Below are 21,527 nucleotides of genomic sequence, written 5' to 3' on the forward strand. Positions count from 1 at the left end.
CACGCCAGTGAGCGGGGCTTTCGCGTAGCAAGGCATAATGCCCGCCGGTTGAGTTTGCGCGGCAAGACAAGGTGATCGACGTGCTGAAGAAGTCGCTGTTTCAATTGCACTGGTTGTTTGGCATCACAGCCGGGCTGGTCCTGGCGTTGATGGGCACTACCGGGGCGATCTGGTCGTTCCAGGAAGAACTGCTGCGCCTGTTCAATGCCGATGTGCTCAAGGTGCAGGTGCGTGCCGAAGGCGTGCTGCCGCCGGCAGAGCTGGTACGGCGGGTCGAAGCGGCGCACGGCGACAAGGTCGCGATGCTGCGGGTCGACACCCGCGAGGGCAATGCCGCACGAATCTTCTTCACCGCGCCACCCGGCCAGCGCCGCGGTGAGATGCGCTATGCCGACCCCTACACCGGCGAAATAAAGGGCGAGGTCGCCGGGCAAGGCTTCTTCGACCTGATGCTCAGCCTGCACCGGTTTCTCGCCATGGGCGAAAGCGGCCGGCAGATCACCGGTGCCTGCACCCTGATGCTGATCTTCTTCTGCCTGTCAGGCCTGTATCTACGCTGGCCGCGCAAGGCGCTGAACTGGCGCACCTGGCTGACTCTGGACTGGGCGAAGAAGGGCCGTGCGTTCAATTGGGACCTGCACGCCGTGTTCGGCACCTGGTGCCTGCTGTTCTATCTGCTGTTTGCCTTGACCGGTCTGTCGTGGTCGTACGAATGGTACAGCCGAGGGCTGAACAAGCTGCTCGGCGACGCCCCGGCTGCGGGACAGCAGCATAAGCGTGGCGAAGGCGGTGGCCGCCGTGGCCAGCAGTCGGTCAACCAAAGCGCCCCGCCGCTGCGAGTCGACTATGACGCCATCTGGAGCAACCTGCAGGCTGCGGCAGGGCCCGGCCTGGCTGGCTACAACCTGCGCCTGCCGCCGGTTGGCGGGCAGCCGGCGACGCTGTTCTATCTGCTCGATGATGCCGATCACGAACGCGCCTTTGACACCGTCACGCTCGACCCGGCTACCGGCACGTTCACGCGCATCGAGCGTTATGCCGACAAGTCGCTCAGTGCTCAATTGCTGCAAAGCATCTATGCCCTGCACGTGGGTAGCTATTTCGGCTTGCCCGGGCGAATCATCGTCACCATCGCCAGCCTGTGCATGCCGCTGTTCTTCATCACCGGCTGGCTGCTGTACTTCGACCGCCGGCGCAAGAAACGTCAGATCCGCGCGGCCCGTGGCAGTGTCGACAGCACCACGTCGGCAGGTGACAGCTGGTTGATTGGTTTTGCCAGCCAGAGCGGCCTTGCCGAGCAACTGGCCTGGCAGAGCGCCGGCCAGCTCCAGGCGGCAGGCCTGTCGGTGCAGGTACGCGCCTTGGCCGAGCTGGGTGAAGATGACCTGCGCCAGGCACGCCGGGCGCTGTTTGTAGTCAGCACCTTTGGCGATGGCGAGGCCCCCGACAGCGCCCGTGGTTTCGAGCGCAAGATACTCGGCCAGGCCTGGCCGCTGGAACATCTGGACTATGCCCTGCTCGCCTTGGGCGACCGCCAGTATCAGCACTTCTGTGGCTTTGCCCGGCGCTTGCAGGCATGGCTTGCCGAGCGCGGCGCCAGCACTGCGTTCAGCCCGGTCGAAGTCGACAACGCCGACCCAGCCGCGCTTCAGCACTGGCAGCAGCAACTCGCGCAGTTGACCGGTGCCAGCGTCGTCAGCGCCTGGCAACCGGCCGCTTTCAGCAACTGGACCCTGACCGCGCGTACGCTGCTCAACCCCCGCAGCCAAGGCCAGCCGGTGTACCTGCTCGACCTGCAATCCGAACAGGCTGTGCGCTGGGACGCGGGCGATCTGGTGGAGGTTCTGCCACGCAACGCTCCCGCTCAGGTTGAAGCCTTTATCCAAGGCCTGGGCCTGAATCTGGATACCCCAGTGCAACGTGAAGGCTCGCGCGAAACCCTGGGTCAGGCACTGGGCAGTCGACAACTGCCGGCCAGCCGCGAGCACCTGGTCGGCCTGCACGCGCAGGCGGTTATCGATGCGCTGGTGCCGATCGGCACGCGTGAATACTCGATCGCATCGATTGCCAGCGATGGCGTGCTGCAACTGATCGTGCGCCAGCATCGGCACAGTGACGGCAGCCTTGGCCTGGGCTCAGGCTGGCTGACCGAGGTGCTGCCCCTGCACGGCTCGCTGAGCCTGCGCCTACGCCGCAACAGCAGCTTCCACCTGCCAGTGGCCCCAGCACCGATGCTGCTGATCGGCAACGGCACCGGGCTGGCCGGGCTGCGCAGCTTGCTCAAGGCACGTATCAGCGAAGGTGACCAGCGCAACTGGCTGCTGTTCGGTGAGCGCAATCGCGCCAGCGATCTGCTCTGTGCCGATGAACTGCAAGGCTGGCTGGCGCGCGGTGAGCTACGCAAGCTGGACCTGGCGTTCTCGCGTGACCAGGCCGAGAAGGTCTATGTTCAGGATCTGCTGCTGGCGCAAGCCGACGAGGTTCGTCACTGGGTTGCCGACGGCGCCTGTATCTATGTCTGCGGCAGCCTGCAGGGCATGGCCGCGGCAGTCGACGCGGCGCTCACGGGCATCCTCGGCGAGGCCATGCTGCAACAGCTGGTAGAAGAAGGTCGCTACCGACGCGACGTGTACTGAGTCAGTCGACCGGCCGGGCGTTATAACCCGGCCGGCAACGCTCAATGCAGGTCGAAGGTATCGGCATCCAGGTTGGCCGGGAAGCGGCTGCGGTACGCCGCCAGTTCCGCCGCGCGCAGCTCGACGGTGAAGACACCATCCGCCTCGCCCGCACTGAGCAGGCTCTCGCCCTGGAAATCCAGCACCTGACTGTCGCCTGAGTAGGCAAAGCCTTTGCCGTCGGTGCCGACCCGGTTGACCGCCGCCACGAAGCACAGGTTCTCGATCGCCCGCGCCGGCAACAGCCGGTTCCAGTGCAGCCGCCGCGCTGCCGGCCAGTTGGCGGTGTACAGCAGCAGGTCGGTGTCATGGGCATCGCGGCTCCATACCGGGAAGCGCAGGTCGTAGCAGATCAATGGGCGGATCCGCCAACCCTTCAGCTCGAACTGCACCTGGCGCTCGCCCGGGGTGTAGTGCTTGTGCTCGCCGGCCATACGGAACAGGTGGCGCTTGTCGTAGTGCAGGATTTCACCGTCAGGGCGCGCCCACAGCAGCCGGTTACGGTGGCTGCCGTCAGCGGCCTGGATGATCACGCTGCCGGTGATCACTGCGTTGAGCTTCTTCGCCTGGGCTTTGAGCCATTTGCCGGTAGGGCCGTTTTCGGGCTCGGCGAGGCGCTCGGACTCCATCGAAAAACCGGTGGTGAACATCTCTGGCAAAATCACCAGGTCAGGGCTGCCGACTTGCTTGAGCAACTCTTCGAAATGGGCGTAGTTGGCCTCGCGGTCATGCCAGGCCAGCGTGGTCTGCACCATGGCGATTTTCAGGTTTGGCAGTGCGGTCAGATCGCGCATAGTTTCTCCGCTGCCTGCTGCAGCGTCTCCTCTCGTTTGGCAAAGCACAGGCGGATCAAGCGTTGCTGCGCAACTGGCGTCTGATAGAACACCGACACCGGAATACTTGCCACGCCATGCTCGCGGGTCAGCCACAGGGCCATGTCGACATCGTTCAGATCAGGGCGGATGGCGCTGTAGTCGACCAACTGGAAGTAGGTGCCTGGGGTACGCTTGAAGCTGAAGCGCGAGCCTTGCAACAGGTCGCAGAACAGATCGCGCTTGGCCTGATAGAAGCCCGGCAACTGCTCGATGTGCTCAGGGTGTTCGGCCATGAAGTCTGCCAGCGCGCACTGCAGCGGCGTTACTCCGCAGAAGTTGACGTACTGGTGTACCTTGCGCAGCTCGGCGCTCAGCTGCGGCGGCGCGATCACGTAGCCGGTCTTCCAGCCAGTGACGTGGTAGGTCTTGCCGAACGAGCTGATGACGAAGGCGCGCTGATAAAGTTGTTCATGGGCCAGCACACTGGCATGCGCCACGCCGTCGTAGATCAGGTGTTCGTACACTTCATCGCTGACCAGGTAGATATCGCGGTCGGCAATCAATGCTGCCAGCTGGTCGAGATCAGCACGGCTGATCAGCACACCGCTTGGGTTGTGCGGCGAATTGAGCACGACCATGCGCGTGCGGGGCGTGAGGGCATCGCTGAAGCGCTGCCAGTCGATGGCGAAATCGTCGTTGCTCAGCGGCACATGCACGCAGCGCCCGCCGGCCAACTCTACCGAAGGCTCGTAGCTGTCGTAGCAAGGGTCGAAAACGATTACCTCGTCACCTGGATTGATCACTGCCTGGATCGCGCAGAAGATCGCCTCTGTAGCGCCTGGGGTGATGGTGATTTCCTGCTCGACATCCACGCTGACGCCATACAGCCGAGCCACCTTCGCAGCCACTTGCTGGCGCAGGGCCGGCAGGCCGGTCATGGGCGCGTATTGATTGTGCCCGGCAGCCACGTGCCGGCCTACGGCATCCAGCAGCGCTTGCGGGCCGTTGAAGTCGGGGAAGCCTTGGGACAGGTTGAGCGCGCCGGTTTGCACGGCCAGCTGCGACATGGTGGTAAAGATGGTCGTGCCGACGTTCGGCAGTTTGCTGCGGATCATGAAGCCCTCTTTCCTGGGGGTATCCGGCACGGATTGGAGTCCGAGCATAGCGGATCGAGCAATCAGGAAAAAGGGTGAAACAATGTACCGATGCAACCGGGACCGCGCAGCAGACCTCACGGCGGTCCAGCGTCGCGGTAAGCCCGCTCCCAGGCTACGGCAGCACCGCAAAAACCTGTGGGAGCGGGCTTGCCCGCGAAGGGCTGCAAAGCAGCCCCAATGCAGGGTCAGGCCAGAATCAGCGCTTGTCTTTGCGCTTCTTCTCGGCCTTCTTGTGGTGCGACATCAAGCGGCGCTTCTTGTTGACCTGGCGATCGGTGAGGGTGTTCTTGTTACCCTCGTACGGGTTCTCGCCGCCCTTGTACTCGATGCGGATCGGCGTACCGACCAGCTTCAGCACGCGGCGGTAAGTGTTCTCCAGGTAACGCGAGTACGAGCGTGGAATCTTCTCGGTCTGGTTACCGTGGATCACGATGATCGGCGGGTTGGCGCCACCCAGGTGAGCGTAACGCAGCTTGATCCGGCGGCCATTGACCAGCGGCGGCTGGTGGTCGCCGATAGCGTCTTCCAGAATCTGCGTCAGGCGGCTGGTCGGCCAGCGGGTGACCGCCGACTTGAACGCGGCCTGCACCGACTTGTACAGGTTGCCCACGCCGGTGCCGTGCAGCGCCGAGATGAAGTGGATGTCGGCGAAGTCGACGAAGAACAACCGGCGCTCGAGCTCGGTCTTGACGTAGTCGCGCTCGCCCGGCTGCATGCCATCCCACTTGTTCAGGGCGATGACAATGGCGCGGCCGGCCTCAAGGGCAAAGCCAAGCAGGTTGAGGTCGTGGTCGACCACACCCTCGCGGGCGTCCATGACAAAGATCACCACGTTGGCGTCTTTGATCGCCTGCAGGGTTTTCACCACCGAGAACTTTTCGACTTCCTCGTGGATCTTGCCGCGCTTGCGCACCCCGGCGGTGTCGATGAAGGTGTACTTGTCACCATCACGCTCGAACGGGATGTAGATGCTGTCGCGAGTGGTGCCTGGCTCGTCATAGACCACCACGCGCTCTTCACCGAGCATGCGGTTGACCAGGGTCGACTTGCCCACGTTGGGGCGGCCGATGATGGCGATCTTGATGCCGTCTTTTTCGCTTGGGCCTGGAATCCGAACGGCTTCTTCGCCTTCGGCAACTTCCTGATCGAGCGCGTCTTCTTCCTGATCGCGCGGAATGTGCCCGAGCAGCTCTTCCATCAGGGCGTTGATACCGCGGCCCTGGGAGCCAGCGACCGGAATCGCGTTGCCCATGCCCAGCGGCGAGAACTCGGCACGTGCCAGGTCAGGATCGATATGGTCGATCTTGTTGGCGACCAGCACCGCAGACTTGTTCCGCTTGCGCAGGTGGTCGGCGATCATCTGGTCGGCCGCGGTCATGCCGGCGCGGGCATCGACCAGGAACAGCACGTAGTCGGCCTCTTCGATGGCCATCAGCGACTGTTCGGCCATCTTCTCGTCCATGCCCACTTCGTCACCGGTGATACCGCCGGTGTCGATCAGGATGTACGAACGGCCCTGCCACATGGCATCGCCGTACTGGCGGTCACGGGTCAGGCCCGAGAGGTCGCCGACAATGGCGTCGCGGGTTTTGGTCAAGCGGTTAAACATGGTGGACTTGCCGACGTTCGGCCGCCCCACCAGGGCGATTACGGGAACCATACGGCTCTCCACTCTTGAATTCTTGAAAATGCAAAGGCCGCTGCAGAGCAGCGGCCGGAGTTCGCGCGGCGCATCATGCGCCACTGCTCGAAGCCTCACGGCTTCAAGCTTAGCCTCAGCGGATGGTCAATGCCTCGAGCTTGCCGCTGTTGCCGAAGACATAAATGGTGTCGCCGACCACCAACGGGCGGGCGCGCAGGCCATCACTGTCAATACGCTCACGGCCAACGAAGCGACCATCGACCTGGCTCAGCAGGTGCAGGTAGCCTTCGAAGTCACCGACTGCGACGTAACTGGAGAACACTTCAGGGGCGGTCAGCTGACGGCGCGCCATGGAATCGTTGCTCCACAGTGCGCTCGACGAACGCTCATCGACGCCTTCAACGGTGCCGGAAGCTTCGCTGACGTAGACGTTGCCAAAGCCCTGGGCGACACCGACGTAGCTGGACGCATCACGCTGCCACAGTACGCGGCCGCTTTCCAGGTCCAGACCGGCAACCCGGCCCTGATAGGTACCGACGTACAGGGTACCACCAGACAGCAGCAAACCGCCGTCGATATCGACGACGCGTTCGAGTTCGGAGCGACCTTGCGGGATCGCGACGCGGCTTTCCCAGACCGGCACGCCGTTCTGGATGTCGACAGCAACAACCTTGCCGGTCGACAGGCCGGCAACGGCCATGCGATTGGTCACGATCGGTGCACCGGTACCACGCAGAGTCAGTACCGCTGGAGTGCTTTCGTAGATCCAGCGACGGTCGCCGGTCGCGGCGTCCAGACCGATCAGACGATCGTCCTGGGTCTGCACCACCACCACATCACCGTTGTTGGCCGGCGGTGCCAGCACTTCACTGGTAACACGCGAGCGCCAGCGCTCCTCACCGGTGCTGCTGTCCAGGGCGATCACTTCACCTTTGAGGGTGCCGAGCATGACCAGGCCATAGCCGACGCCGACTGCGCCGGAGACCGGCAGATCGAGGTCCTGCTTCCAGATGATGTCGCCGGTGTTGCGATCGAGCGCGAAGACTTCGCCGTTGACGTCGGAAGCGTAGATGCGGTCGTTTTCGATGGCCGGCACCAGGGTGTTGTAGGTTTCACCCTGGCCGTCACCGATCGAACGGCTCCACTGCTTTTTCAGCACGACTTCTTCGGTGAACTTGGTCAGCTCGGCCGGAGGCAGTTCCTTCTTGCTGTTGCTGCTGCAACCCACGACCAGTACGGCCAGGCTCAGCACTGCTGCTTGTTTCCAACCGATCACGTCAAGCGTCCCCTTTGGCCAGGTCATCCAGCTTCAGTTGCAGGCCACCGACCGCTGCTTCATCAGACAACGCGGCCTTGGCTTTTTCGTATGCGCTATGGGCATCGCCAGCGCGGCCCAACTGTACCAGCAGATCGCCCTTTAGCTCTTCGCGGCTGGCCTGGAACGCCTTGTCAGCGTCGCCATCGAGCAGCTTCAGTGCTTCATCAGCCTTTTCCTGAGCGGCAAGTACACGAGCCAGACGCTGACGGGCGATTTCGCCCAGGGTGGCATCGGCAGGCTTTGCCAGCACGCTGTTGAGTTCGTTGGCTGCGTCGTCCAGCTTGCCGCTGTCGACCGCGACCTTGGCCACGAACAGGCTGCCGTACTGGGCATAGGCGGTGCCGCCAAACTCGCTCTTGAGCTTGCCAGCCAACTCGGCAACCTTGCTTGCATCAGGCTCGCCGGTCGGCGTCAGGGCCGTTTCCAGCAGGTTCTGGTACAGCACCGAAGCGCCTTGTGACTGATTGCTCTGGTACTTGTGCCAGGTCTGCCAGCCAGCTACCAAAGCAGCAGCCAACAGGGCGCCGGTCAGCAGCGGCTTGCCGTTGCGATCCCACCAGTCCTTGGCCGCGCTCAGGCCATCATCATCGGTACTCGACACCCCAATACTCCTATTCAGCAAATTCGGCTGTTTGACTGCTTCACGCGTTCGCGAGGGCAGCTTGCAGGTGCTCGGCCAGAGCATCCCAGGCTATGTTCTGTTGTTCGCCCTGGCCACGCAGGGGTTTGAAACCTACCACTTGTTGCGCCAGTTCGTCGTCCCCCATGATCAGGGCAAACAACGCCCCGCTCTTGTCGGCCTTCTTGAACTGGCTCTTGAAACTGCCGCCACCGGCGTTGACCGCCAGGCGCAGGCCCGGTACCTGGTCACGCAACCGCTCGGACAGGCCCAGACCGGCCAGCTCGGCCTGCTCGCCAAAGGCGCACAGGTAAACGTCGATCTGGCGGCTGATCGACTCCGGGACCTTGCCCAGGGTTTCCAGCAGCAAAATCAGCCGCTCGATGCCCATGGCAAAGCCAACGCCAGTAGTCGGCTTGCCGCCCATCTGCTCGACCAGGCCGTCGTAACGACCACCGGCACACACGGTGCCCTGGGCGCCGAGCTTGTCGGTGACCCACTCGAACACGGTCTTGCTGTAGTAGTCGAGGCCACGCACCAGTTTAGTGTTGATCACGAAGGGAATACCGGCAGCGTTCAGGCGAGCCTTGAGGCCCTCGAAGTGCACACGGGATTCTTCGTCCAGATAATCTTCCAGCTTCGGCGCGCCGACCAGCACGGCCTGAGTGCCCTGATCCTTGCTGTCGAGAATGCGCAGCGGGTTGCTCTTGAGCCGGCGCTGGCTGTCTTCGTCAAGCTGCTCGAGGCGCGCCGAGAGAAACTCGACCAGCGCGTCGCGATAGCGTGCACGGGCTTCGCTGGTACCCAGGCTGTTCAGCTCGAGCTTGACCGCGTCCTGAATGCCCAACTGGCCCCACAGGCGCCAGGTCAGCATGATCAGCTCGGCATCGATGTCCGGGCCATCCAGGTTGAACACCTCGACGCCGATCTGGTGGAACTGGCGATAACGGCCTTTTTGTGGGCGCTCGTGGCGGAACATCTGGCCGGTGTACCAGAGTTTCTGCACCTGGCCGTTGCCGGTGATGCCATGCTCGAGCACAGCGCGCACGCAGGCAGCGGTGCCCTCGGGACGCAGTGTCAGCGAATCGCCGTTGCGGTCCTCGAAGGTGTACATCTCTTTTTCGACGATGTCAGTGACTTCACCGATCGAGCGTTTGAACAGCTCGGTGAATTCAACGATCGGCGTGCGGATCTGGCTGTAACCGTAGCCGTCCAGCAAACTGGCGACCGTGCCTTCGAAGTAACGCCACAGTGGCGACTGGTCAGGCAGGATGTCGTTCATGCCACGAATGGCTTGCAGCGATTTGCTCACGAAAAGTCCTTTCGAATCTGTGTATCAGCCGCGGGCGATCAGCGCCGCGTCGGCTTCGACCTTTTCGGCCGCTTTCTGGCGAATGAGCTTTTCCAGCTCCTCGACCAGGTTGTCGTTGTTCAGTTTCTGCGCAGGCTTGCCGTCGATGTAGATCAGGTTCGGCGTGCCGCCCGTCAAGCCTACATGGGCTTCCTTGGCTTCACCCGGGCCGTTGACCACACAACCGATCACGGCGACGTCCAGCGGAACCAGCAGGTCTTCGAGGCGGCCTTCGAGTTCGTTCATGGTCTTGACCACATCGAAGTTCTGCCGCGAACAGCTCGGGCAGGCGATGAAGTTGATCCCACGTGAGCGCAGGCGCAGCGACTTGAGGATGTCGTAGCCGACTTTGACTTCTTCGACCGGGTCGGCGGCGAGGGAGATCCGGATCGTGTCGCCGATACCTTCGGCCAGCAGCATACCGAGGCCGACCGCAGATTTCACCGTCCCCGAGCGCAAACCACCGGCTTCGGTGATGCCCAGGTGCAGCGGCTGGATGATCTGCTTGGAAAGCAAACGGTAGGCTTCGACGGCCATGAACACGTCGGACGCCTTGACGCTGACCTTGAAGTCCTGGAAATCCAGGCGGTCGAGATGCTCGACATGGCGCAGGGCCGACTCTACCAGCGCTGCTGGGGTCGGTTCGCCGTACTTCTTCTGCAGGTCTTTTTCCAGAGAACCGGCGTTGACCCCGATGCGGATCGGGATGCCGCGATCGCGCGCAGCATCGACCACCGCGCGCACGCGGTCTTCGCGGCCGATGTTGCCCGGGTTGATGCGCAGGCAGTCAACGCCCAGCTCAGCCACACGCAGGGCGATCTTGTAGTCGAAGTGGATGTCCGCAACCAGCGGTACGCTGACCTGCTGCTTGATCCGGCCAAAGGCTTCGGCGGCGTCCATGTCTGGCACCGAGACGCGGACGATGTCGACGCCGGCATCGACCAGGCGCTGGATTTGCCCGACCGTGGCGGCGACGTCATTGGTGTCGGTGTTGGTCATGCTCTGCACCGCGATAGGCGCATCACCGCCCACCGGCACATTGCCCACCCAGATCTTGCGGGTTTCGCGACGCTTGATTGGAGATTCGCCGTGCATGAGTTACTGCCCCAACTTCAGGCGAGCGGTTTCGCCACTGGTGAACGGTGCAACATCAACGGCCTGGCCGTTGTAGCTGATCTGAGCGCCACGGGCGAAGCCCAGGCGTACCGCGAACGGTGGTGTGCCAGTGACTTCCAGGCTGTCGCCCTTGCGCTTGGTCGCGTTGACCAGCAGCTTGCCGTTGGCGTCGGTGACCTGGGTCCAGCAATCCGCCGAGAACTGGATCGCGACACGGCCACTGCCGGCGGGCACTGGCGCTGCTGCGACAGGTGCGCTGGGGGCTGCGGCGGCTACGGCTGGTGCGCTGACCGGCGCAGCTGGCGCAGGTGCAGTCGGTGCGGGGGCGACGCTGTTGGTTGCAGCTGGGGTGACCGGCGCGGCAGCAGTGCTCTCGGCGACCGTCGGGCTTGCCGGAATGGCTTCTTCGTTGGCCGAGCCACTGCTCTCGCCAGTGGCAGCCTGCTCCAATGGCAGCGGCGCACTCTGGCCTTGCTGGGCTTCGCTGACAGCCTGGTCTTCTGGCTCATCCAGCGGGTGAATCTGGGTGGTGCCGTCGGCGCTCTCGACTTCGACGTGCTCTAGGGCGATTTTGCCAAGGTCGCTGTTGCGCAGGCTGGTTTGGTCCTTCCAGAGGAAGAAGCCACCACCTACTACTGCTACCAGCAGCACCAGGCTGACAACGCGCATGACGTTGTGCGACAGGCGCACCGGCTCTTCGATACGGCCCAGCGAGTGCACCTGGCTGCCTTGCGCGTGGGTGCCGGTGACCTGATCAAAGGCGGCGACCAGAGGCGCCTGGTCCATGTCCATCAGCTTGGCATAGGCACGGATGTAACCACGGGCAAAGGTGTGCCCTGGCAGCTTGTCGAAGGCGCCGGATTCGAGATTGTTCAGCGAGCTCAGAGTCAGGTTGAGCTTGCGGGCTACCTCGGCCTGCGTCCAGTCGCGGTTTTCGCGGGCCTGGCGCAAGGTCTCACCGGGGTGCTGGTGAGTCGCTGCTGCTACTTCGGGATGCGCGGCTTTCATCATTGCTCCGACAGGTATTGCTGATATTCCGGCGTACCGGGATAAAGTCGTTGTAGTTGCTGGCCCAGCTCGGCCACCGTTGCCGGTTGCTCGAACACCCGCGCCAGGCGGCTGCCCATCAGCAGGCTGCGAGCATCCGGGGCGCTCAGTTGGCTGAAACGATCGTAGTAATCCCGGGCTGGCACATAATGCCTGTTTTCGTAGGACAACTCAGCCATTTCGAACAACGCTCGCGGTTGTCGCGGGTTGAGCTGCAAAGCCTTGTGCAGATGCGCCTGGGCGTCATCGCGGCGACCTTGCCTGAGAACGGTCAGGCCAAGGTTTTCGAAGACGCGCGAGCGCTCAGGATACAGGGTATCGGCGGCAGCCAGGCGAAACACTGACTCGGCTTCGGCAAAACGTTCCTGAGCATATAGGAAACTGCCGTAGTTGTTGCGAATCCGGGTGTCATTCGGGGTTTGCGCCAGCGCCTTGTGGAAATGCTCGGTGGCCAGCGTCGGCTCGCCCTCGGCCTGAAACACCAGCGCCAGCGCGGCATGCGCATCGGCATCACGACTGTTCAGGGCAAGTGCCTTTACCAGCGGCGCCTTGGCCTGCTCGGTCAGACCTTGTTGCAAATAGCCCAGCCCCAACTGCACATACGCCCTGCCCGCCTCGGCCCGACCCTGCTGGGTGGCCAGCGGGTCATTGCTGCCGCCCGACACGCAGCCGGCCAGCAGCAACAGGGTCAGCAGCGACAGCGCTGCGCGCAGGATCATCGCTGCCGGCCCGCTCAGTGACGCGCAGCGTTGTCGGCGATCTGCACGTCGTCATTGAGCTGACGCACGGCGATGTAACGCTCGCTGCGGCGGGTACGGTCCATGACCTGACCAACCAGCTGACCACAGGCAGCATCGATATCCTCGCCGCGGGTGGTACGGGTGGTGACGTTGTAACCACCGTGGTGGAGCAGGTCCTGGAAGCGGCGGATTGCGTTGTTGCTCGGCCGCTCGTAACCGGAGTGCGGGAACGGGTTGAACGGGATCAGGTTGATCTTGCACGGGATGTCGCGCAGCAGCTCGATCATCTGCGTGGCATGCTCGGGCTGATCATTGACGTCCTTGAGCAGGGTGTACTCGACGGTCAGTACACGCTTGCCGCCGAGGGTGGCCATGTAGCCCATGCACGACTCGAGCAGGACCTTGAGCGGGTACTTCTTGTTGATCGGCACCAGCTTGTTACGCAGCTCGTCGTTCGGCGCGTGCAGCGACAGTGCCAGGGAAACGTCGATGTGCTTGGCCAGCTCGTCGATCATCGGCACGACGCCTGAGGTCGACAAGGTGACGCGACGCTTGGAAATGCCATAGCCCAGATCGTCCATCATGATCTTCATGGCGGCGATGACATTATCGAAATTGAGCAACGGCTCGCCCATGCCCATCATCACCACGTTGGTAATCGCGCGGTCGACTTTGGCCGGGATAGTGCCGAAGGATTTGTTCGCAAGCCACACCTGACCGATGACTTCGGCGGCGGTGAGGTTGCTGTTGAAGCCTTGCTTGCCAGTGGAGCAGAAACTGCAGTCCAGGGCGCAGCCCGCCTGCGACGATACACACAAGGTGCCACGGTCGTCGGTCGGGATGTAGACGGTTTCGACGCAGCTGCCGGAGGCAACGCGGATCACCCATTTGCGGGTGCCGTCGGCGGAAATGTCTTCACTGACCACTTCCGGTGGCCGAATCTCGGCAACAGCCTCGAGCTTTTCGCGCAAGACCTTGCCAACATTGGTCATGGCGGCGAAATCATCGACGCCAAAATGGTGAATCCATTTCATTACTTGACCGGCACGGAAGCGCTTCTCGCCAATGGAGTCGAAGAATTGTTCCATTTCCGGCTGGGTCAGACCCAACAGGTTGATTTTGCCAGTAGATGTCGTCATGGATTCACCCTCACCCGTAAGCTTTCGCTTAGCGAGCGGTTACCTCGGTAGCTGCGAAGAAGTAAGCGATTTCGCGAGCGGCTGCAGCTTCGGAGTCCGAACCGTGGACGGCGTTGGCGTCGATCGATTCAGCGAAGTCAGCACGGATGGTGCCGGCAGCAGCTTCTTTAGGGTTGGTAGCGCCCATCAGCTCACGGTTCAGAGCGATGGCGTTTTCGCCTTCCAGAACCTGAACAACAACCGGGCCGGAGATCATGAAGGCAACCAGGTCACCGAAGAAACCGCGCTCGCTGTGCTCAGCGTAGAAGCCTTCGGCTTCGGCTTTGGACAGTTGCTTGAGTTTCGAAGCGACGATTTTCAGGCCAGCTTCTTCGAAGCGCGAAGTGATCTTGCCGATGACGTTTTTGGCAACTGCGTCAGGCTTGATGATCGAGAAAGTACGTTGAACAGCCATGGTAACTCCAGAAAATTGAGTATTACGAAAAATTAAACCCGCGAATTATACGCGGGTTCCAGGGGATTGCCTAACCTGCTGATGAACGCTCAGTCGGCTTCCTCGATCCAGGCCCCTTGGATGGCTTCCAGCACCTTCTCGCCACAGCGCGACGGATCGTCGCTGAAGTCGGGAAGTGCCTGCACCCAGTTCTTGAGATCGACGAAATTCACATAACGAGGATCGACCTCCGGCTTGCTTTCTGCAAGCTGGATGGCGATCTCAAGTACATCAACCCATTTCAGACTCATGCCAGCCTCCAGGCTTCAGTGCGGCGCTTCGGCGGCGTGGTTGAGCGAATACTTGGGAATTTCGATGGTCAGGTCGGTATCACCGACGACCACCTGGCAACCCAGCCGGGACTGCGCTTCCAGGCCCCAGGCCTTGTCGAGCATGTCTTCTTCGAGCTCGTCGGCTTCGTCGAGCGAGTCAAAGCCCTTGCGCACGATGCAGTGGCAGGTGGTGCAGGCCTTGACGCCGCCGCAGGCGCTTTCCATCTCGATGTGATGGTCGTGGGCCAGCTCCAGGATGTTGGTCCCGGTTGCGACTTCCACGCTCAGCCCTTCGGGGCAGAACTTCTCATGCGGCAGGAAAGTCACTTTCGGCATCAATTACTCCTCGATCTCATTCAGGTTGCGCCCGGCCAGTGCGGCTTTGACCGTCGAATCAAGGCGACGGGCGGCAAATGCATCGGTCACCTGCGACAGACGCTTGGTCTGTTGCTCGATGGCAGGGCCATCGGTGCCGGCCAGCAAATCACGTAGTTGTTGCATCTGGAAGCCAATGGCTTCGCGCTCTTCGGCGCTCAGCAGGCGCTCGCCGTCGGCGTCCAGCGCACCCTGCACCGCTTCAAGCAGGCGTTCGCCGTCGACCTGGTGCTCGCGCAACTGGCGAGCCTGCTTGTCGGTGCCGGCGTGCTCGAACGAATCCTTGAGCATGCGGGCGATTTCACCGTCGGTCAGGCCGTACGACGGCTTGACCTGAATGCTTGCTTCCACGCCCGAGCCCAGTTCGCGTGCAGCGACACTGAGCAGGCCATCGGCGTCGACCTGGAAGGTCACGCGGATCTTCGCCGAACCGGCGACCATCGGCGGAATCCCGCGCAGTTCGAAGCGCGCCAGCGAGCGGCAGTCGCTGATCAGTTCACGCTCGCCCTGCAGGACGTGGACCATCATGGCCGTCTGGCCATCTTTGTAGGTGGTGAATTCCTGAGCGCGAGCCACCGGGATCGTGGTGTTGCGCGGGATCACCTTTTCCATCAGGCCGCCCATGGTCTCCAGACCAAGCGACAGCGGGATGACGTCGAGCAACAGCAACTCGCCACCTTCGCGGCGGTTGCCGGCGAGGGTATCGGCCTGGATCGCGGCGCCAATGGCAACCACTTGATCAGGGTCGATCGAGGTCAGCGGAGCGCGGCCGAACAGGCCGCCGACTGCTTCACGCACACGCGGCACGCGGGTCGAACCACCGACCATGACCACAGCAACCACTTCTTCCAGCTCTACGCCGCTGTCGCGCACGGCGCGGCGGCAAGCCTTGAGGCTACGGGCGATCATCGGCTCGATCATCGCTTCGAAGTCTGCCCGGCTCAGTTCGCCCTGCCAGTCACCGTGGGCAACGTGCACGCTGGCGGCATCGGTCAGGGCTTCCTTGGCCGCACAAGCGGTCTGCAGCAGTTGACGCTGAGTCGCTGGATCCAGATCAGCCGACAAAGCGGCCTGGGCGATGGTCCAGCTGGCAATCGCGTGATCGAAGTCGTCACCACCCAGCGCGGTGTCGCCGCCGGTGGCCAGCACTTCGAAAACACCCGCGGTCAGGCGCAGGATGGAGATATCGAAAGTACCGCCGCCCAGGTCGAAGATCGCCACCAGGCCTTCAGCATTCTGGTCCAGGCCATAGGCCACGGCCGCAGCAGTCGGCTCGTTGAGCAGGCGCAACACGTTCAGCCCGGCAAGCTTGGCGGCGTCTTTGGTCGCCTGGCGCTGAGCATCGTCGAAGTAGGCCGGAACCGTGATGACGGCACCTACCAGATCGCCACCGAGGGTTTCCTCGGCGCGCTGACGCAGCACCTTGAGGATGTCGGCAGACACTTCGACCGGGCTTTTCGGGCCTTGTACGGTCTCGATGAACGGCATGTGCGACTCGCCACCGACAAAGCGGTATGGCAGTTGCTCACCGAGCTGCTTGACGTCGGCCAGGCCGCGTCCCATCAGACGTTTGACCGAAAGGATGCTGTTGAACGGGTCGCTTGGCGCTGCTTCGCGCGCAGCCTGGCCGACTTCGACAGCCGCCTCCAGGTAGCGCACAGCCGACGGCAGGATGACCTGCCCCTGGGCATCGGGCAGCGGTTCGCTGCGGCCGCTGCGCACGGCAGCAACCAGAGAATTGGTAGTACCCAGGTCAATCCCTACCGCCAGGCGACGCTGGTGCGGCTGGGGGCTTTGACCGGGTTCGGCGATCTGCAGTAGGGCCATGCTTATCTAGCTACCTTAGGCGTTGTCACGGCAACACCGGGTTAATCGTCGAGGCGCTCTTCGAGCTGGCGCACTTCCTGGGCGAGCTTGTCGAGAAACTGCATGCGGCGCATCAGGCGCTCGGCCTGTTCACGCTGCGCAGGATCATCCCAGCAGGCGGCGAATTCCTCGAACAGCGTATCTTGCGCGAGCTTGAGGCGCTTCTTGAATACCGCGACACCGTCGAGGTCGGTCAGCTCTTCAAGCTCTTCACGCAGCTCCATCTGCTGCAACAGGAAGGCCGGATCATGCACGGTGACTTCCTGCGGCACTTCGTGGCCACTGATGGCCAGCAGATAGCGCGCCCGACGGGGGGCGCTGCGCAAGGTCTGATAGGCGTCGTTCAACGCTGCCGAGTTTTCCAGGGCGACCCGCTGCTCGCGCTCGGAAGCATCGGCGAAGCGGTCCGGATGAACCTCACGAGCCAGTTCGCGGTAACGAACGGCCAGTTGCTCGAGATCCAGACGAAAGCCCGGCTGCAGATTGAACAGGGCAAAATGACAAGGAGTACCCACATCAAGCCTCAAACATTGAAGCTTTCGCCGCAGCCACATTCACCGCGCACGTTGGGGTTGTTGAACTTGAAGCCTTCGTTCAACCCTTCCTTGACGAAATCGAGCTCGGTGCCGTCGAGGTAGACCAGGCTTTTCGGGTCAATGATGACCTTCACGCCATGGTTCTCGAAGACCTCGTCTTCGCCTGCCACTTCGTCGACGAACTCCAGCACGTAGGCCAGGCCCGAGCAACCGGTGGTGCGTACGGCCAGGCGAATGCCTTCACCCTTGCCACGCCCGTCGAGGGAGCGCCGCACGTGGTTGGCGGCGGCTTCTGTCATGCTGATAGCCATCAGAACTCCTTAGCGTCCAGTCAAACGACTCAGATCAAGCCTTTTTTCTGCTTGTAATCGCGCACGGCTGCCTTGATGGCATCCTCGGCGAGTACCGAGCAGTGGATCTTGACCGGTGGCAGCGCCAGCTCTTCAGCCAGCTGGGTGTTCTTGATGGTCTCGGCTTCGTCCAGGGTCTTGCCCTTCATCCACTCGGTGGCGAGGGAGCTGGAAGCGATCGCCGAACCGCAGCCGTAGGTCTTGAACTTGGCGTCTTCGATAACGCCCTGCTCGTTGACCTTGATCTGCAGACGCATCACGTCACCGCAAGCCGGCGCGCCGACCATGCCGGTACCGACGTCCGGGTCTTCAGCGTCCATCTTGCCGACGTTGCGCGGGTTTTCGTAGTGGTCGATGACCTTTTCACTGTATGCCATGGTGCAATTCCTTCCTCATCAGGTAGCCGCTCTTGCCGGCGACTGCTTAGTGGGCGGCCCACTCGATCTTGGAGATATCGACGCCGTCTTTGTACATGTCCCACAGCGGCGAGAGTTCGCGCAGCTTGGTGACAGCCTTGCAGACTTCCTGCGCGGCGTAATCGACTTCTTCTTCGCTGGTGAAGCGGCCGAAGGAGAAGCGGATCGAACTGTGTGCCAGCTCGTCGTTGCGGCCCAGGGCGCGCAGTACGTACGACGGCTCGAGCGAAGCGGAGGTGCAGGCCGAACCGGACGACACCGCGATGTCCTTGAGGGCCATCAGCAGCGACTCGCCTTCAACGTAGTTGAAGCTCAGGTTCAGGTTGTGCGGCACGCGCGCAGTCTGGCTACCGTTGACGTACAGCTCTTCGAGGTTGGAAACCTGCTTGAAGAAGCGGTCGCTCAGCGCCTTGATGCGGGCGTTCTCGCTGGCCATTTCCTGTTTGGCGATGGCAAATGCCTCACCCATGCCGACGATCTGGTGCGTAGGCAGGGTGCCGGAACGCATGCCGCGCTCGTGACCACCGCCGTGAATGATTGCTTCCAGACGCACGCGCGGCTTGCGGCTGACGTACAGCGCGCCGATACCTTTAGGGCCGTAGGCCTTGTGCGCCGAGAACGACATCAGGTCGACCTTGAGCTTCTGCACGTCGATCTCGACCTTGCCGGCCGATTGCGCAGCGTCAACGTGGAACAGCACGCCGCGAGCACGGGTCAGTTCACCGATTGCAGCGATGTCGTTGATCGAGCCAACTTCGTTGTTGACGTGCATCAGCGAGACCAGAATGGTGTCGTCGCGCAGCACCGCTTCAACCATGGCCGGGGTGACGATGCCGTCTTCGCCTGGCTCGAGATAGGTCACTTCAAAACCTTCACGCTCGAGCTGGCGAGCGGTATCGAGCACGGCTTTGTGCTCGATCTTGGAGGTGATGATGTGCTTGCCCTTGGTCTGATAGAAGTGCGCGACACCTTTGATCGCGAGGTTGTCGGACTCGGTGGCACCGCTGGTCCAGACAATCTCACGCGGGTCGGCGTTGATCAGCTCGGCCACCTGGCGACGGCCGTTTTCGACCGCTTCTTCAGCGCGCCAGCCGAACACGTGGGAGCGCGACGCCGGGTTACCAAAGTTGCCGTCGACCAGCAGGCATTCGGCCATCTTCTGGGCAACGCGTGGGTCGACCGGCGTGGTCGCGGAGTAATCGAGGTAGATCGGCAACTTCATTGAATATCTCCTATCAGGCGGTGGCGTCGCTCGTGACCAATGTCAGTCGACGGCGGACGTCTCAATCTTGTCCAGCTGGGCGGATCGACCGGCGACACGGCGCAGGTCCTGGCGATGAGCAACTTCTTGCACCTCACGGCGCTTGACGAGGTCGGCCAGGCTGATGCCACTGAGGAATTCATGGATCTGCTGGCTGAGATCACACCACAAGTGGTGGGTCAGGCAGGTATCACCGGCATGGCAGTCACCCAGGCCCTGGCAACGGGTAGCGTCGACCGATTCGTTGACCGCGTCGACGACCTGAGCCACCTGGATGGTTTCCATGCCGCGCGACAGCTGATAGCCGCCGCCTGGACCGCGCACGCTGGAAACCAGACTGCTGCGGCGCAGCTTGGCGAACAGCTGCTCCAGATAAGAGAGGGAGATGCCCTGGCGCTCGGAAATATCGGCCAGTGACACCGGCCCATGCTGCGCGTGCAACGCCAGGTCAAGCATGGCGGTCACTGCGTATCGGCCTTTGGTAGTCAGTCGCATGGCGTATGGGTACCACGGGAGTTACAGAATGTGAGCAAGTATGCGATTCCCGAGCATTTAAGTCAACTATTAGACCTACTGCTTTAGTCGGGTTTGCACTCGAAGGGCGGGCGCGAGTGTAGCAGACACTGGCCGCGAGCACACGCCCGCAGCCCTTGCCATCGTCGCTGTCAATGTGGCTGGGTGTCGCTCTGCGCCGGTTGCCTGGCTTCGACCGGGGTGACTTCAACGAAGTCTTCCTCGGGCAGTGCCGGCAGCGCCTTGCCGTGATAGTCGCTCCCCAGCTTGGTCAACGCGCCGCACATGCCCTGCAGACGCTCGTCGACCGCTTGCAAATGATCGAGCATCTGACCGATAGCGCGGGCGACCGGATCAGGCATGTCGCCACTGACGCCATAGGCGTCGAAACCGATCTTCTCGGCCATGGCCTTGCGCTTGGCTTCGACCTCGCTGTCTTCCTGCACCTTGACGATGATGCGCCCAGGAATACCTACCGCCGTCGCTCCCGGCGGGACTTCCTTGGTGACCACGGCATTGGAGCCGATCTTGGCTCCGGCGCCGACAGTGAATGGGCCGAGCACCTTGGCGCCGGCACCGACCACCACGCCGTTGCCCAGGGTCGGGTGGCGCTTGCCGGCGTTCCAGCTGGTCCCACCGAGGGTCACGCCCTGGTAGAGGGTGACGTCGTCACCGATTTCGGCGGTCTCGCCAATGACGATACCCATGCCGTGGTCAATGAAGAAGCGTCGGCCGATGGTCGCGCCGGGGTGGATTTCGATGCCGGTCATCCAGCGGCCGAAGTTCGACACCAGCCGCGCCAGCCATTTCAGGTCACGCTTCCACAGGGCATGACCCGCACGGTGCAGCCAGATCGCGTGCATGCCGGGATAGCAGGTCAGCACTTCAAAGGCGTTACGCGCCGCCGGATCACGATGGAATACGCTCTGGATATCTTCACGCAGACGTTCGAACATTGCTCAATCCTTCCGCTTATGCGACTCGCCCCGGGCGACCTTCTGGGTCTCGGTGAGGATGCCGCGCAAAATGCTCATTTCAGTACGCTCAACCGAACTGCGCCCATACAGACGACGCAGGCGCGCCATCAGGTGCTTGGGTTTGTCTGGATCGAGGAAGGCAATGTCCACCAGGGTTTTTTCCAGGTGGTCGTAGAAGCGTTCCATTTCGTCCAGGGTCGCCAGTTCGACGGCGTCGGCCTTGTCGTTGATCGACGGCGCGCCCTGCGCGGCCAGCCAGGCCATGCGCACCTCGTAGCCAAGCACCTGCACGGCGGCGGCCAGATTGAGCGAGCTGAAGTCAGGGTTCGAGGGAATGTGCACGTGGAAGTGACATCGCTGCAATTCGTCGTTGGTCAGCCCGGCATGTTCGCGACCGAACACCAGGGCGATTTCTTCACCCATGGCGGCACGCTCGACCGACTTGGCGCCGCACTCTCGCGGATCCAGCATCGGCCACGGCAGGCTGCGGTCGCGGGCACTGGTGCCGATCGCCAGGCTGCAGCCGACCAGCGCCTCTTCCAGCGAGTCGACCACCAGTGCGCCACTGAGCACGTCGTCTGCGCCAGAAGCTCGGGCGCTGGCGTCAGCTGCCGGAAACTCCTGCGGCTGGACCAGCACCAGGCGTGATAAGCCCATGTTTTTCATGGCACGCGCAGCGCCGCCGATGTTGCCGGGGTGGCTGGTATTGACCAGAACAACACGAATATTTTGCAGCACGGTGGGGTGCTCTCAAAGGCAGATATCAGGGCGGTCGATCTTACAGAACCGACGGACGTTACGCCATGAAAGCAAATGCGGCGCTGCCGTTGTCAAAAAACTCTGCTAAAA

Annotated in this window: 22 protein-coding genes; 1 reads left to right on the forward strand and 21 read right to left on the reverse strand. The window is 62.4% G+C overall.

Translation table 11 applies throughout. From position 1 onward, the window contains the following. Window positions 1-80: 80 nt before the first annotated feature. Window positions 81-2,636, forward strand: coding sequence for a PepSY domain-containing protein (locus tag ACQZ2L_RS22500; protein WP_430327922.1), 2,556 nt, complete (start codon window positions 81-83; stop codon window positions 2,634-2,636). 41 nt (window positions 2,637-2,677) lie between these two features. Here the strand turns inward: ACQZ2L_RS22500 and ACQZ2L_RS22505 are convergent, their stop codons facing one another. The 21 genes from ACQZ2L_RS22505 to trmJ form a co-directional block, all read right to left on the reverse strand. Further along, window positions 2,678-3,469, reverse strand: coding sequence for an amidohydrolase (locus tag ACQZ2L_RS22505; protein ID WP_430327923.1), 792 nt, complete (start codon window positions 3,467-3,469; stop codon window positions 2,678-2,680). After that, window positions 3,457-4,605 (reverse strand): pyridoxal phosphate-dependent aminotransferase, encoded by a 1,149-nt coding sequence (locus tag ACQZ2L_RS22510; RefSeq protein WP_430327924.1) that lies wholly within the window; start codon window positions 4,603-4,605, stop codon window positions 3,457-3,459. Before ACQZ2L_RS22510 ends, ACQZ2L_RS22505 begins: the two co-directional genes overlap by 13 nt. 238 nt (window positions 4,606-4,843) lie before the next feature. Beyond that, window positions 4,844-6,307 (reverse strand): ribosome biogenesis GTPase Der, encoded by a 1,464-nt coding sequence (gene der / locus ACQZ2L_RS22515; protein WP_103436120.1) that lies wholly within the window; start codon window positions 6,305-6,307, stop codon window positions 4,844-4,846. Between the two features lie 115 nt (window positions 6,308-6,422). After that, a complete protein-coding gene (bamB, locus tag ACQZ2L_RS22520) occupies window positions 6,423-7,565 on the reverse strand; it encodes an outer membrane protein assembly factor BamB (RefSeq protein ID WP_430327925.1) in 1,143 nt (380 codons plus the stop codon). A 1-nt stretch (window position 7,566) separates the two neighbouring features. Beyond that, a complete protein-coding gene (locus tag ACQZ2L_RS22525) occupies window positions 7,567-8,208 on the reverse strand; it encodes a tetratricopeptide repeat protein (protein WP_430327926.1) in 642 nt (213 codons plus the stop codon). Window positions 8,209-8,248: 40 nt separating this feature from the next. Beyond that, window positions 8,249-9,538: a histidine--tRNA ligase gene (hisS, locus tag ACQZ2L_RS22530; RefSeq protein ID WP_340613068.1), complete on the reverse strand. Its 1,290-nt coding sequence runs from the start codon at window positions 9,536-9,538 to the stop codon at window positions 8,249-8,251. Window positions 9,539-9,562: 24 nt separating this feature from the next. After that, complete coding sequence (ispG, locus tag ACQZ2L_RS22535) at window positions 9,563-10,672, reverse strand: flavodoxin-dependent (E)-4-hydroxy-3-methylbut-2-enyl-diphosphate synthase (RefSeq protein WP_101316705.1); 1,110 nt, start codon at window positions 10,670-10,672, stop codon at window positions 9,563-9,565. A 3-nt stretch (window positions 10,673-10,675) separates the two neighbouring features. Continuing rightward, the gene (locus tag ACQZ2L_RS22540) at window positions 10,676-11,701 is read right to left on the reverse strand and encodes a RodZ domain-containing protein (RefSeq protein WP_430327927.1); all 1,026 of its coding nucleotides are present in this window, start codon (window positions 11,699-11,701) and stop codon (window positions 10,676-10,678) included. Next, complete coding sequence (gene pilW / locus ACQZ2L_RS22545; RefSeq protein ID WP_430327928.1) at window positions 11,701-12,459, reverse strand: type IV pilus biogenesis/stability protein PilW; 759 nt, start codon at window positions 12,457-12,459, stop codon at window positions 11,701-11,703. The genes ACQZ2L_RS22540 and pilW overlap by 1 nt, the downstream gene beginning before the upstream one ends. Before the next feature lie 14 nt (window positions 12,460-12,473). Further along, complete coding sequence (gene rlmN, locus ACQZ2L_RS22550; RefSeq protein WP_101316699.1) at window positions 12,474-13,619, reverse strand: 23S rRNA (adenine(2503)-C(2))-methyltransferase RlmN; 1,146 nt, start codon at window positions 13,617-13,619, stop codon at window positions 12,474-12,476. Window positions 13,620-13,647: 28 nt separating this feature from the next. Next, window positions 13,648-14,073 carry a nucleoside-diphosphate kinase gene (gene ndk / locus ACQZ2L_RS22555; RefSeq protein WP_101316696.1) on the reverse strand — a complete coding sequence of 142 codons (426 nt, stop codon included), beginning with the start codon at window positions 14,071-14,073 and terminating at the stop codon, window positions 13,648-13,650. 89 nt (window positions 14,074-14,162) lie between these two features. After that, on the reverse strand, window positions 14,163-14,363 hold the full coding sequence (gene iscX, locus ACQZ2L_RS22560; RefSeq protein WP_430327929.1) for a Fe-S cluster assembly protein IscX: 201 nt from the start codon (window positions 14,361-14,363) through the stop codon (window positions 14,163-14,165). A 15-nt stretch (window positions 14,364-14,378) separates the two neighbouring features. After that, entirely contained in the window at window positions 14,379-14,720 is a 342-nt protein-coding gene (fdx, locus tag ACQZ2L_RS22565; RefSeq protein WP_430327930.1) for an ISC system 2Fe-2S type ferredoxin, read from the reverse strand. A gap of 3 nt (window positions 14,721-14,723) precedes the next feature. Further along, window positions 14,724-16,586: a Fe-S protein assembly chaperone HscA gene (gene hscA, locus ACQZ2L_RS22570; protein ID WP_430327931.1), complete on the reverse strand. Its 1,863-nt coding sequence runs from the start codon at window positions 16,584-16,586 to the stop codon at window positions 14,724-14,726. Window positions 16,587-16,627: 41 nt separating this feature from the next. Continuing rightward, a complete protein-coding gene (hscB, locus tag ACQZ2L_RS22575; RefSeq protein WP_411563767.1) occupies window positions 16,628-17,140 on the reverse strand; it encodes a co-chaperone HscB in 513 nt (170 codons plus the stop codon). Window positions 17,141-17,148: 8 nt separating this feature from the next. Continuing rightward, entirely contained in the window at window positions 17,149-17,472 is a 324-nt protein-coding gene (gene iscA / locus ACQZ2L_RS22580; RefSeq protein WP_101316686.1) for an iron-sulfur cluster assembly protein IscA, read from the reverse strand. Window positions 17,473-17,501: 29 nt separating this feature from the next. Next, a complete protein-coding gene (iscU, locus tag ACQZ2L_RS22585; RefSeq protein WP_027619655.1) occupies window positions 17,502-17,888 on the reverse strand; it encodes a Fe-S cluster assembly scaffold IscU in 387 nt (128 codons plus the stop codon). Between the two features lie 46 nt (window positions 17,889-17,934). Beyond that, complete coding sequence (locus ACQZ2L_RS22590) at window positions 17,935-19,149, reverse strand: IscS subfamily cysteine desulfurase (RefSeq protein WP_188035431.1); 1,215 nt, start codon at window positions 19,147-19,149, stop codon at window positions 17,935-17,937. Window positions 19,150-19,191: 42 nt separating this feature from the next. Continuing rightward, a complete protein-coding gene (gene iscR, locus ACQZ2L_RS22595) occupies window positions 19,192-19,683 on the reverse strand; it encodes a Fe-S cluster assembly transcriptional regulator IscR (RefSeq protein WP_101316682.1) in 492 nt (163 codons plus the stop codon). Window positions 19,684-19,853: 170 nt separating this feature from the next. Next, window positions 19,854-20,657: a serine O-acetyltransferase gene (cysE, locus tag ACQZ2L_RS22600; RefSeq protein WP_430327932.1), complete on the reverse strand. Its 804-nt coding sequence runs from the start codon at window positions 20,655-20,657 to the stop codon at window positions 19,854-19,856. 3 nt (window positions 20,658-20,660) lie between these two features. Continuing rightward, entirely contained in the window at window positions 20,661-21,416 is a 756-nt protein-coding gene (gene trmJ / locus ACQZ2L_RS22605) for a tRNA (cytosine(32)/uridine(32)-2'-O)-methyltransferase TrmJ (RefSeq protein ID WP_430327933.1), read from the reverse strand. Window positions 21,417-21,527 lie beyond the last annotated feature (111 nt).

The organism is Pseudomonas shirazensis, assembly GCF_050496565.1.
GTDB classification, from domain to species: Bacteria; Pseudomonadota; Gammaproteobacteria; order Pseudomonadales; family Pseudomonadaceae; genus Aquipseudomonas; species Aquipseudomonas shirazensis_A.